Annotated in this window: 13 protein-coding genes and 1 other RNA gene; 8 read left to right on the plus strand and 6 right to left on the minus strand. The window is 66.8% G+C overall.

Annotated elements, in window-relative coordinates; translation table 11 throughout:
• Nucleotides 1–5: 5 nt before the first annotated feature.
• The 5 genes from rnpB to gatC form a co-directional block, all read right to left on the minus strand.
• Nucleotides 6–408: RNase P RNA component class A (rnpB, locus tag BMX57_RS10780), an RNA gene on the minus strand.
• Between the two features lie 11 nt (nucleotides 409–419).
• Complete coding sequence (locus tag BMX57_RS10785) at nucleotides 420–1,121, minus strand: N-acetylmuramoyl-L-alanine amidase (protein ID WP_229724224.1); 702 nt, start codon at nucleotides 1,119–1,121, stop codon at nucleotides 420–422.
• Between the two features lie 3 nt (nucleotides 1,122–1,124).
• Nucleotides 1,125–1,868: a hypothetical protein gene (locus BMX57_RS10790; protein WP_177175437.1), complete on the minus strand. Its 744-nt coding sequence runs from the start codon at nucleotides 1,866–1,868 to the stop codon at nucleotides 1,125–1,127.
• 41 nt (nucleotides 1,869–1,909) lie between these two features.
• Entirely contained in the window at nucleotides 1,910–3,397 is a 1,488-nt protein-coding gene (gene gatA / locus BMX57_RS10795; protein ID WP_092366395.1) for an Asp-tRNA(Asn)/Glu-tRNA(Gln) amidotransferase subunit GatA, read from the minus strand.
• A 3-nt stretch (nucleotides 3,398–3,400) separates the two neighbouring features.
• Nucleotides 3,401–3,688 (minus strand): Asp-tRNA(Asn)/Glu-tRNA(Gln) amidotransferase subunit GatC, encoded by a 288-nt coding sequence (gene gatC / locus BMX57_RS10800; RefSeq protein ID WP_092366398.1) that lies wholly within the window; start codon nucleotides 3,686–3,688, stop codon nucleotides 3,401–3,403.
• A gap of 210 nt (nucleotides 3,689–3,898) precedes the next feature.
• On the opposite strand from gatC, the gene BMX57_RS10805 reads away from it, so the two are divergent.
• The 6 genes from BMX57_RS10805 to BMX57_RS20880 all read left to right on the plus strand — a co-directional run bounded on the left by BMX57_RS10805 (nucleotide 3,899) and on the right by BMX57_RS20880 (nucleotide 9,474).
• Complete coding sequence (locus BMX57_RS10805) at nucleotides 3,899–4,591, plus strand: metal-dependent hydrolase (protein ID WP_092366402.1); 693 nt, start codon at nucleotides 3,899–3,901, stop codon at nucleotides 4,589–4,591.
• Nucleotides 4,592–4,606: 15 nt separating this feature from the next.
• Nucleotides 4,607–5,578, plus strand: coding sequence for an adenylate/guanylate cyclase domain-containing protein (locus tag BMX57_RS10810; RefSeq protein WP_092366405.1), 972 nt, complete (start codon nucleotides 4,607–4,609; stop codon nucleotides 5,576–5,578).
• Nucleotides 5,575–6,543 carry an adenylate/guanylate cyclase domain-containing protein gene (locus BMX57_RS10815; protein WP_092366408.1) on the plus strand — a complete coding sequence of 323 codons (969 nt, stop codon included), beginning with the start codon at nucleotides 5,575–5,577 and terminating at the stop codon, nucleotides 6,541–6,543. The genes BMX57_RS10810 and BMX57_RS10815 overlap by 4 nt, the downstream gene beginning before the upstream one ends.
• Nucleotides 6,540–7,505 (plus strand): nuclear transport factor 2 family protein, encoded by a 966-nt coding sequence (locus BMX57_RS10820; protein WP_177175438.1) that lies wholly within the window; start codon nucleotides 6,540–6,542, stop codon nucleotides 7,503–7,505. The genes BMX57_RS10815 and BMX57_RS10820 overlap by 4 nt, the downstream gene beginning before the upstream one ends.
• A gap of 281 nt (nucleotides 7,506–7,786) precedes the next feature.
• The gene (locus BMX57_RS10825) at nucleotides 7,787–9,223 is read left to right on the plus strand and encodes a tryptophan halogenase family protein (protein WP_229724223.1); all 1,437 of its coding nucleotides are present in this window, start codon (nucleotides 7,787–7,789) and stop codon (nucleotides 9,221–9,223) included.
• A gap of 65 nt (nucleotides 9,224–9,288) precedes the next feature.
• A complete protein-coding gene (locus tag BMX57_RS20880; protein ID WP_244892198.1) occupies nucleotides 9,289–9,474 on the plus strand; it encodes a hypothetical protein in 186 nt (61 codons plus the stop codon).
• Nucleotides 9,475–9,714: 240 nt separating this feature from the next.
• Here the strand turns inward: BMX57_RS20880 and BMX57_RS10830 are convergent, their stop codons facing one another.
• The gene (locus BMX57_RS10830) at nucleotides 9,715–10,206 is read right to left on the minus strand and encodes a nucleoside deaminase (protein WP_092366414.1); all 492 of its coding nucleotides are present in this window, start codon (nucleotides 10,204–10,206) and stop codon (nucleotides 9,715–9,717) included.
• Between the two features lie 61 nt (nucleotides 10,207–10,267).
• On the opposite strand from BMX57_RS10830, the gene BMX57_RS10835 reads away from it, so the two are divergent.
• Complete coding sequence (locus tag BMX57_RS10835; protein WP_092366417.1) at nucleotides 10,268–11,086, plus strand: pseudouridine synthase; 819 nt, start codon at nucleotides 10,268–10,270, stop codon at nucleotides 11,084–11,086.
• A 168-nt stretch (nucleotides 11,087–11,254) separates the two neighbouring features.
• A complete protein-coding gene (locus tag BMX57_RS10840; RefSeq protein ID WP_092366420.1) occupies nucleotides 11,255–12,187 on the plus strand; it encodes a 5-bromo-4-chloroindolyl phosphate hydrolysis family protein in 933 nt (310 codons plus the stop codon).
• Nucleotides 12,188–12,197 lie beyond the last annotated feature (10 nt).

The following is a 12,197-nucleotide window of genomic DNA, read 5'->3' on the forward strand; positions in this document are numbered from 1 at the left end:
AAGAGACGCGCGGAGGGCCTGTAAGCCGGATTCTGTTCCCCCCGGACCGTGATCCGGGGTTCGACGACCATTCCTCTGGGCCGCGGATCGCTCCGCGGCTCAAGCTGCCAACCCGGTCCCTCTCGGCCAAGACGCACCTAGCGGCGGTATCCCGGGTCAGACCCGGGACCGGCCCGCGCGGGGACCCTATTCGGCATTGCTCCCGGTGGGGCTTGCCAGGCCGCCCCCGTTGCCGGGGACGCGGTGGGCTCTTACCCCACCGTTTCACCTTTTCCGCCGCAAGCGGCGGTAGTCTGTTTTCTGTGGCGCTTTCCGTCGGGTTTCCCCGCCCGGGCGTTACCCGGCACCGTTGCCTTGTGGAGTCCGGACTTTCCTCGGCATCGCTGCCGCGGCCATCCGGCCCTCCGCGCAGCGCTCAGTTAGGCAGTGGGCGTGGTGCGGTCAATGCCCAATGTTTCGGCGGCCCCGAGGGCCAGCGCCAGATCGCCCCGGCTGGGCGAACCCATGCGCTGCGGCCGAAACCGCATCAGGAACGCGCCGATCCGGGTCTCCAGCGGCACGTTGCCGGAATAGCCGAGGGCGCGCAGCGGGGCGTCGAACGCATCTGGCGGCGCCGGCCGGCTGTCGCGCAAGGCGGCCGGATCCACGTCCGGATCGAGGGCCAGCCCCTGCCGCGCCAGCCGCCGCCAGTCGAATTTGCGCCCCGGATCGCGCTTGCGGCCGGGTGCCATGTCGGAATGGCCGATCACCCCATGCGCGGGGATCGACCACCGCCCCATGATCTCGGGCAGCAGCCGTTCCAGCGCCGCCATCTGTGCCTCGGCAAAGGGGTGATCACCGCGATTGTCCAGCTCGATCCCGACCGAGCGCGAGTTCACGTCCCCATGCCCGCGCCATTCCCCCTGCCCGGCATGCCAGGCCCGGTCCGCTTCGCGCACCAACTGCCACAGCGTGCCGTCGGCGCCGATCAGGTAATGCGCCGACACTTCGGCATCCGGGTCGCTCAGACGGTCCAGCGCGGCCTCGGCGCTGGCCATCGCCGTGTAGTGCAGCACCACCAGCGACGGTTCCAGACCGTCGCGTCGCGGGCCGAAATTGGGGGACGGGTGCCAGATCGGCAAGGCTCAGTTCTGGACCGCCCGGCGGAACGGCGCCGGATCCCAGCGGCAGGCATAGCCGTCGCCATCGGGGTCCAGCCCTTTGCGGTCGCGCTCGGGTCCGCCATTCGACAAAAAGGCGATCTGCGCCTGGTCGGGCGAGCTATAGCCCGCGCAGGCCCGCTGCGCCTTGGCCTCCAGGTTGAAGCCCGACCGCGAGTAGAGCTGCGTGCCGCGCGGATGCGAGGTGTTGAGCGCATATTGCACGATGTTCGGATCGGAATTGCCGCTGCGCTCGGGCACGGCGGTGGGCTGAACCACCTCGTATTGCGCGCGATTGCGTTCGATCAGCGCCGCGTCGCCCTCGATGCTGCGCCGCGAGGACACCGCGTCGAAATCCTGTTCGGCCGAGATGCCGGTGCTGGTCTCGGCCAGCGGCGCGCCGGCCTGGGCCGTCGCCGGCGGCTGGATCTGGTTCCCGGCGCCGCCGGATTGCTCCAGCGCCCGCGCGGTCTGCTGGGCGATATCCTCGGCCGAGGCCGCGCCGGCCGGGCCGGAGAGCGGCGCGCTGCCTGCCGGTGGCAATTCCTCTGACGAGACCACAGAACCGGGCACCAGCGGTTCCCCGGTCACGGTCTGCCCGGTCAGCGCCGCGTCGCGCTGTGCCTGGTATTCCGGCGTGTTGAAGCCCACGCCCTGACCGGAATCCGGCACCGTCGCGGCACAACCCGCCGCCAGACCCAATACCGAGACCAGTAATACTGCGCGCATTGCTGCCATCCTGTCGTCCTTGCCGTCGCCGAGGCCGGGTTCTACCACCATTTGACGGGCTTTTCCACAAAGCCCGCCGCCTGCTCCAGCGCATAGGCCGTATTCAGCAGATCGCCCTCTTCCCAGGGCCGCCCGATCAGTTGCAGCCCCAGCGGCAGTCCCCGCTTGTCCAACCCGGCGGGCACCGCGATGCCCGGCAGGCCGGCCAGGTTCACGGTGACGGTGAACACGTCGTTGAGATACATCTGCACCGGGTCGGCGTCCGTCATCTTGCCCAGGCCAAATGCCGCCGAGGGCGTGGCCGGCGTCAGGATCGCATCGACGCCGTCGGCGAAGACATCCTCGAAGTCCTTCTTGATCAGCGTCCGCACCTTGCGCGCCCGGTTGTAATAGGCGTCGTAGAACCCCGCCGACAGCACATAGGTTCCGATCATCACCCGGCGCTGCACCTCGGGGCCGAAGCCCTCGGCGCGGGTCTTCTCGTACATCTCGGTGATGCCGTCGCCCTGCGCCAGCCTGGCGCGGCGGCCGTAGCGTACCCCGTCATAGCGCGCGAGATTGCTCGACGCCTCGGCCGGCGCGATCACGTAATAGGCGGGCAGCGCGTATTTGGTGTGCGGCAGCGAGATATCGACGATCTTCGCGCCCGCGTCCTTGAGCATCTCGGTGCCCTTGGCCCATAGTTCCTCGATCTCCTCGGGCATCCCCTCCATGCGGTATTCGCGCGGAATGCCGATCACCTTGCCGTTGATGTCGCCCGTCAGCATTGCCTCGAAATCCGGCACCGGAAGGTCGGCGCTGGTGGAATCCTTGGGGTCATGCCCGCACATCGCCTGCAGCATGATCGCGGCGTCGCGCACATCCCTGGTCATCGGCCCGGCCTGGTCCAGCGAAGAGGCAAAGGCCACGATGCCCCAGCGCGAGCAGCGGCCATAGGTCGGCTTGATGCCGGTGATGCCGGTGAAGGCCGCCGGCTGCCGGATCGACCCGCCGGTGTCGGTGCCGGTGGCCGCAAGGCACAGATCGGCCGCCACCGCGCTGGCCGAGCCGCCGGACGAGCCGCCGGGCGTCAGCTGCGCGTCGTCATTGCCGCGCCGCCAGGGGTTCACGGCGTTGCCATAGGTGCTGGTCTCGTTGCTGGAGCCCATGGCGAACTCGTCCATGTTCAGCTTGCCCAGCATCACCGCCCCGGCATCGGCCAGCTGCTGGCTGACAGTTGATTCGTATTCCGGCCGGAAACCGTCCAGGATCCGGCTGGCCGCCTGGCTCGGCACGCCCCTGGTGCAGAACAGGTCCTTGATGCCGATGGGCAGCCCGCACATGGAGGGCGCATCGCCCGCCCGGATCCGCGCATCCGCCGCCCTGGCCCGCTCCAGCGCGATCTCGGGGGTCTTGTGGACAAAGGCGTTCAAGGCATCCGCCGCGTCGATCGCCTCCAGGCAGGCCTCGGTCAGCTCGACCGAGGTGACCTCGCCCTTGCGCAGGGCGTCGCGGGCCTCGGCCAGCCGCAGGGTGTTCAGCTTGCTCATGTCCTACTCCACCACCTTGGGAACCGCGAAGAACCCCTCGCGGGCATCGGGCGCGTTGGACAGCACCTTGTCCTGCTGCCCGCCCTCCTTGACCACGTCCGCCCGCCGCTTCAGCCGCATCGGCGTGACCGAGACCATGGGCTCCACGCCCTCGACATCCACCTCGCCCAGCTGCTCGATGAACCCCAGGATGGTGTTGAACTCCGAGGCCAGCGCCGGCAGCGCGTCCTCCTCGACCTTGATCCGGGCCAGCTTGGCCACTTTCGCGGCGGTGTTCTGATCTATCGACATGCGGTTACCCCTGTCTGGCGTCACCGGGGCATTTACTCTTCCCGCGCAGCACCCGCAAGCCTCGCGGCACGCCCCTGCTTCCTCTTGCCCGAAATATCCCGGGGGAGTCCGCCGACAAGGCGGACGGGGGCAGCGCCCCCGGAAAGCGCCGATGGATTTTTGCCCGCCCGATGTTAGGCTCGGCGCGACAGCAAACGAGGGAGAGCACTCATGAAGATCATCTGGATGGGCCACGGCAGTTTCCGCATCGAGACCGAAGGCCAGACCCTGCTGGTCGATCCCTGGCTGACCGGCAATCCCGTCCTGCCCGAGGACCGGCATGACGAGGCGGTGTCCGGCGCCACCCACATCCTGCTCACTCATGCCCATTTCGACCATGTGGTCGACGTGCTGCCCCTGGCCACCAGGCTCGGCGTTCCGGTGGTCGGTCAATACGACCTGATGGGGCTCTGGGCCGAGTCCGAGGGCATCGAGACCGTGGGCTTCAACAAGGGCGGCACGGTCGACCTGAACGGGGTGCGCGTCACTATGGTGCCGGCCTCGCACAGCTCGACCTTCGCCACGCCCGACGGGCTGCGCACCGGCGGCTCCGAGGTGGGTTTCATGATCGCGGCCGAAGGGCACATGCTCTACCTGTCCGGCGACACCGACATCATGGCCGACATGGACTGGATGGGCGCCTATTACAAACCCGATATCGGGATCCTCTCGGCGGGCGGCCATTTCACCATGGACATGAAGGCCACGGCCTGGGCCGCCAAGCGCTATTTCGACTTCAAGACGGTGATCCCCTGCCACTACAAGACCTTCCCGATCCTCGAGCAATCGGCGCAGGATCTGGTCGACGGCCTGCCCGGCGTGGACGTGATCGAACCCGAGGTAATGCGGGCGATCGAGGTGTGATCACCGTGTACGCGAATGCCTGACATAGCGCCCTCGCCCGAGATCGATGCCGTTGTCCGGCGCTGGCTGGCGGCTTCCACCAACCGGAATCCGCGGGCGGTCGCCAACCTGTTTTCGGCGTCCTCCGCATTAACCTATGTCGGGTCGGCACCGGGCGAGATCTGGACGGACGACGCCCTACGTGCGGGCTTTGCCGCCATGCCGGACAACATACTGCCATTCTCCTACGACGACCTACGGATCACGGGCTATGAAAGCGGGCCCTTCGGGTGGGCGCTGTGGACCGGAACCATGGTCATACCAGAGATCGGCAAACGCACCGACTTCCGCGGAACGGTCATCCTGACGCTGGAGGACTCGGTCTGGCGCGTTGTGCATTCCCACAATTCCACGCCGGTCTCGAACCTGGAGTCGCTGGGGCAGGATCCCGGGAATTTCGACGATCTGGTCCGCGCGGCCACCGCAAGCGCGCCGGGGATCGCCGGGTCTGGCATGGCCTCGGTCATGTTCACCGACATCGCCGACAGCACATCGGTCGCCCAGGCCATCGGTGACGGCGCCTGGCGCACGCTCGTCAAGCGCCATGTCGCGCTCGTCGGCGACCTGATCCGATCCTCGGACGGCACCCTGGTCAAATCCCTCGGCGACGGCACAATGTCGACCTTTCAGACCGCGCGTGCAGCCTTGTCCGCCGCCCAGGCGATACAACACGCGATCAGCGCCGAACGGACCGAGCCCCGCCTGAGCGTCCGCATCGGCATCCACACCGGCGAGGTCGTCGAAGACGACGGCGACTTCTTCGGCACCGTCGTCAACAAGGCCGCCCGTGTCGCCGCCGCCGCGCGCCCCGGCGAGATCCGCATCTCCGAGGCCACCCGCATCATGGTCGGCGGCGCCCGCGACTTCACGTTCTCCGACGCCGCAACGATCCCGCTCAAGGGCCTCGAAGGCGACCACCTGATTCACCGGCTGGAGTGGCGGGAATGACCCGACCATCGCCGGAATTGCTGGCGGTGGCGCGGCGCTGGATAGAGGCCATCCCGGGTCGGCGCGAGAATGAGCTTCGAAACCTGATGACCGAGCAGGCGCATCTGCTGTTCATCGGCACCGGGGAGGACGAGCTTTGGACCGGCAGCGCCGTCCGAGAAGGTGTCGCGGAGTTCTTCGGTGTCATCCCGCCCTTTCTCCGGCACCAGGAAACCTTTGCCGAGGCATTTGAAAACGGCGACACCGGCTGGGCCTGCATGACCCATGAGGTCATATTGGCCGACCAACCCGACAGGCTCTTCAAACCGCGCACAACGCTGATTTTCGCGCTTGAGGACGGCGCCTGGAAAATCGTTCACCGGCACGGCTCGGTGCCTCTCCCGAACAGGGACTTCACCGGGACCGAACAGACCGCGATCGCCGACCTGGTCGCGGCCGCCAAACAGGGCTTTGCGCTGGATCAGCGCGACGGCTTCGCCTCGGTGATGTTCACCGATATCGTCAATTCCTCCCGCCTCGCGTCGGTCATGGGCGACCGGCTCTGGTCATCGGAAATGGCAAAGCATTTTGCCGCCCTGCGCCGGATCATCGAAAATGCAGGCGGTCAGTTCGTGAAATCCATGGGCGACGGCACGATGTCGAGTTTTCCGTCCCCCGAGCAATCGCTGCGCGCGGCGCAGGCGATCCTGCGCGACGGGGACGGCGCCGACGGTCCGGCCATTTCCCTGCGCATCGGCATCCATACCGGCGACGTGGTGCAGACCGACGAGGATTTCTTCGGCAGCGTGGTCAACAAGGCCGCCCGCATCACGACGCTTGCGGACCGCGGAGAGATCCGGGTCAGTGACGCCACCCGAGCTGCGCTCGCCCCCGGTGAGGATTTCACGTTTGCCGATCGGACGGTGGTGCCGCTCAAGGGGCTGGACGGGGATCACGTGATCTTCCGGCTGGAGTGGCGCGAGTGATCCGCCCCTCGCCCGAACTGGTCGCCGTGGTGCGACGCTGGAACGAAGCGGTGCGCGGCAAGAACGGCGCCTTCCTGACCAACATGCTGTCGGCGTCGGAGCATCTGCGCTACCAGGGCACCGCCGAGGGCGAGGCCTGGTCAGGGCAGATCTTTCGCCGTGGATTTGCCGACCACGCCGCCGAGATCCCCGATTTCGACTGGCAGGAGCACAGCCTGGAAGCCTTCGAATGCGGCGAAGTCGGCTGGGCCCATTGCCTGGCCACACTGAGCTTTCCCAGCAATGGCTCATCCGTCCTGCATCGCTTTACCTTCGTGCTGCATCTCGAGGACGGGGTGTGGAAGATGATCCAGCTGCACGTGTCCAACCCGATGGCCAATCTCGAAAAGATCGGCATCGAGCACAAGGCGCTCGACGCGCTGGTGCAGGCGGCGCGCGACGGGTTCCGGCACGACCAGAGCGCGGGCATGGCCTCGGTGATGTTCACCGATGTCGCCAATTCCTCGGCCATCGCCCAGACGCTTGGTGACGCCGCCTGGACCCGCGAGATCCGCCGCCACCTGGACCTGGCCCGCGAGGTGATCGAGGGCCAGGGGGGGCGGCTGGTCAAATCGCTGGGCGACGGCACGATGTCCACCTTCGCCTCGGCCGACATCGCGCTGAGCGCCGCCCGGGCGCTGATGCGCGCCAATCACGAGGCCGCCGGCGCGCCGCCCCTGCACCTGCGCATCGGCCTGCACACCGGCGACGTGATCCGGACCGAGGACGACTTCTTCGGAACGGTGGTGAACAAGGCGGCGCGGATCGCGGCCACCACTCCCGCCGACGAAATCCGCGTCAGCGACGCCACCAGGATCCTCGCCGGCGATCTGCGCGGCTTCACCTTCACCGACCCGGCCGAGGTCCGGCTGCGCGGCCTCGACGGAGAACACGTGATCTTTCGGCTGGAGTGGCGCGAGTGAGCCCGTTTCGAGACCCTGTTAACTGTGCGTCGCAGGTCATGCGGGAAGGATCGCAACCGGCCTGACTGGCCCGCTCCAGGCGTTGGAAGTCCGGGCGACATCGCCGCTATCGGGCCATGAGGAGGCGCGGTCTTGGGTGGAAGCGGGTGCGGAGGGTCTGTCAACGGGTGGAGCAGATTCGGATGGGCGGTCGTGCATGCAGGCCAAGGCGTCATAGGTCCTAGCCAGGCGCCGGATAGCTGCGTTACAGTCCCGGAAAACCAATCGGGGGGCAGATCCACATGAACAATCGTTTGCGCAAAATCACCATCGTGGGCGGCGGCACGGCAGGTTGGATGACCGCGCTGATTCTGGACACCGAATTCTCCCGCACGTCAGCGACCAAGGATCGCCCGCATATCTGCTTGATCGAGAGCCCCAATATCGCCACCGTGGGTGTCGGCGAGGCCACCGTGCCGCGCATGCCAAAGACGCTCCGCGAGGCGGGCATTTCAGAGCGGGCCTTTTTCCGCGAGACCAACGCGTCCTTCAAGCTGGGTGTGAAATTCTGCAACTGGAACACCGACGCCAAGGGCAAACGCATCGACTACGTGAATCCCTTTGCCCATGGCCAGATGCTGGGTGGGTTGGAAGCCGCCGAATACTTCCTGCGCTTCGGCAACGGGGACCGGGATTTCACGCAGTCCATTTCGCCGCACGACGATCTCGGTCGCCTGTGCAAAGGTGCGCGGCCCTTGGGTCAGCCCGAATTCGAGCAGCGGTTCGGCTATGCCTATCACCTGGACGCCGTGAAATTCGCCGGCATGCTTACCGATGTCTGCACCAAACGCGGCGTCGAGCATATCCGGGACGAGGTGAAATCGGTCGAGCTGGATGAGCAGGGCAACGTCAGCCATCTGATGCTGGAGCACAAGGGCCGCCACGATATCGAGATGGTCATAGATTGCACCGGGTTCCGCGGGTTGATCATCAACAAGGCTCTTGGCGAGCCGTTCAAGGATTATTCGGACTACCTGCCCAACGACCGCGCGCTGGCGCTGCAGATCGAGCATCCGGATCCCGAGAAGATCGAAAGCCTCACACGGTCGACCGCGCTTGGCGCGGGCTGGACCTGGCGGGTGCCGCTCTACAATCGTGTCGGCACCGGCTATGTGTTTTCCTCCGCGCATCGTACGGACGATCAGGCGGCGGATGAATATCTCGAATGGCTGGGCGACAGCGGCAAGGGCGCGACGCCGCGCGTGATCCCGATGCGCATCGGGCGCGTGCGCAATGCCTGGGTCAAGAACTGCGTGGCGATCGGTCTGTCCGGCGGGTTCATCGAGCCGTTGGAGAGCACCGCTATCCATATGATCGATCATGCGGTGCGCTGGTTCGCCGAGCACCTGCCCACGCGAGACATCGCGCCGTCGCTGCGGTCACGGTATAACCGGCAGATGAACAAGCTCTATGACGAGGTACTGGAGTTCATCTGCCTGCACTATCGATTGGGCAACCGCACGGATGACCAATACTGGATCGACGCGCGAACGGAGATGAAGATTCCGGACCGGTTGGCCGAGAACCTGGAGCTATGGCAGCACCGCCTGCCGATGGCGCACGATGTCGAGTTTGCCACGCTATTCGACTTTCGCGTTTTTTTTAGACGGTTCTGTTGGGCAAGCAGGTCTATGACACGGGCTATGGTCCCGGCATCCGGGATCGCCTGCGTCCGCTGAAAAAGCCGATCTGGTTCCAGTATTGGAAAGAGGCAAAGGTCGACCTTGCAAGGATCCTCAAGACGATGCCGGATCACAAGACGCTGCTGCGCGACATCCGGGGCGAGCTGGAGCAACCGGCCTTCGGCATGGCGGCGGCAATGCAGCCCACTGTGCCGATGCCCGGCGCGGCACGGCCACCCGTGGTGATCCAGAACATGCCGAGCCACGCCGAAATTCAACGCGGCGAGAAGGATCTGCAACTCTTCTAGAACGTTCTTTGCGCGCCGGGTGGTGCGTTTTCCGGAGAAACGGATAGCGGGTCGGCAAGGCTCTCGAAGCTTCGGTATATTGTGGGCAACCGCCACCAAGCAGTCCTTTGTGGCGGCTGACCTATAGCCCGGTCTGGCCGGCGCACCCGATCTGCGCACTCCCCTTGCCCGGGCCTTTGAGCGGTCGAATTATTCCTTCGATGACCGCATGCCCCGAAAATCCCTTCCCATTTTCTGCAATCAAGACGGAGTCGAACCGGTGAACCCCTGTTCGGCCCCATCGCCACGGCGCTGCGCGAAGAACCTTTTGAGCAACGCTTCGCTTTCGCGGCCGGCGATCCCGTCATAGACCTCGGGCTTGTGGTGGCATTGCGGGTGGCTGAAGACCCGCGCCCCATGCGCCACGCCACCGGATTTGGGATCCGCCGCGCCATAGTAGACCCGGGCGATCCGGGCGGACGCGATCGCGGCGGCGCACATCGCACATGGCTCCAGCGTCACGTAGAGGTCATGCCCCACCAACCGCTCGGACCCGGCGGCGGCGCAGGCCGCGCGCAGGGCGACGATCTCGGCATGGGCAGTGGGGTCGGACCATTCGCAGGTGCGGTTTCCTGCCGCCGCGACCACCTGACCGCCGGGCGAGACGATGACTGCCCCCACCGGCACCTCACCGCGTTCGGCGGCGGCGGCGGCCTCTTCAAGTGCCTGATTCATATGGGATTTGAACACCATGCCCCACCCTGCCCCGCAATGCGCGCTTTCGCAAGGCGCGGAAATGCTTTAAGGCGCGGCCATGAGCAACACCCCCCCTCCCGGCGACCGGATCGCCAAGGTTCTGGCCCGCGCCGGCATCGCCTCGCGCCGCGAGGCCGAGCGCATGATCGAGGCGGGCCGCGTTTCGGTCAACGGCACGCGGATCGACAGCCCGGCGCTGAACGTCACCGACCGCGATCGTGTCACCGTCGACGGCAAGCCGCTGGCCGCGCCCGAGCCTGCCCGGCTCTGGCTCTATCACAAGCCGCCGGGCCTGGTGACGACCACGCGCGACGAAAAGGGCCGGCCGACCATTTTCGACGACCTGCCCGAGGACATGCCGCGGGTGATGAGCGTGGGCCGGCTCGACCTGAATTCCGAGGGTCTGCTGCTGCTGACCAATGACGGCGGCATCAAGCGGCGGCTGGAACTGCCCTCGACCGGGTGGCTGCGCAAATACCGGGTCCGGCTGAACGGACGGCCGCGCGACGAGGATTTCGCCCCGTTGCGGCAGGGCCTGATGATCGAGGGCGAGCAGTTCCAGCCGATGGAGGTCGCTCTGGACCGCCAGCAGGGCGCGAATGCCTGGGTCACGGTCGGCCTGCGCGAGGGCAAGAACCGCGAGGTGCGCCGCGCGATGGAGGACCTGGGGTTCGCCGTGAACCGCCTGATCCGGGTGTCCTACGGGCCGTTCCAGCTGGGCACGCTCAAGCCCGGCGCGGTCGAGGAGATCCGGCGCAAGGTGCTGCGTGACCAGCTGGGGCTGGAATCTGCCGAGGCAACGACTGCGCAGCCCGGCAGAGGAGCGCCGCGCAAGCGGCCGGTGAAACGGAAAAAACCCCGCCGTGACGCGGGTTGAGCCAGCTTCCCCCTAGCAAGCGTCGGGTGCAGTCGCTAGATTTCGGCTGAACGCGGGCGGAACCGGGAAATCGTGATGTCTCAGAGCGGAGTGCAGAAAACGGCCTATGCGGCACTGATCGTGCTGCTGTTCGGGGTCTGCACCGGCTGGCTCGGAGGGCTTTGACCGGTGGCCCGGCGCTATGGCGGCAAATACAGCCCCGACGGCGAGGCGACCGGGGAGGATACCCAACCGCCGCGCGGGCAATATGACGGCGCCCGGGTCGATCCGGCCGGGGCGCGCGCGAACCTGATGTTCGTGCCGCCGATTCCGTTGGTGTTCCTGTCGCTGAACGATGGCGCGATCGGCATGACGCTGGGACTGGCGGCCGCCGGTCTGCTCACGGCCGCCGCCCTGTTGCTGCGCGAGGGGCTCAGGGCCGAATCCGCCTATCGCGCCCGGCGCAGCGCCCGCCGCCCGGCCTTTCCCCGCAAGATCTTCGCCAGCGTGCTGACCGGCCTGGGTGTCGGGCTGGCAGCCTGGCGCAACGCCTATCTGGACACTGGCGGGGCCGAGCAGGTCAGCCTGCTGGTGCCGCTTCTGTTCGGACTGGCGGGCGGCGCGCTGCATGTCATCGCCTTCGGCCCCGACCCGCTCAGGGACAAGGGGATGGAGGGCGTCGACAGCTTTCAGCAGGACCGGGTCGCCCGCGCCGTGGACGAGGCGGAATCCCACCTGCAGCAGATGTCCGACGCGATCCGCCGCGCCGGAAACCGCCAGGTCGAGGCGCGGGTCGAGCGGTTCCAGCTGACCGCGCGCGACCTGTTCCGCACCGTCGAGGAGGATCCGCGCGACCTGACCGGCGCGCGCAAGTACCTGACCGTCTACCTTCAGGGCGCGCGGGATGCCACGATCAAGTTCGCCGATGTCTATGCCCGCACCCGCGATGCGCGGGCACTGGAGGATTACACCGCGCTGCTCGACGACCTGGAACAGAATTTTGCCGCGCGCACCCGCAAGATGCTGCTGGACGACCGCAGCGACCTGACCGTCGAAATCGAGGTGCTGCGCGATCGGCTGCAGCGCGAAGGCGTCCGGACGAATACGCCGGACCAATCCTGAACGAGGGCCC

It is taken from the genome of Cribrihabitans marinus (assembly GCF_900109035.1).
Taxonomy (GTDB): Bacteria; Pseudomonadota; Alphaproteobacteria; order Rhodobacterales; family Rhodobacteraceae; genus Cribrihabitans; species Cribrihabitans marinus.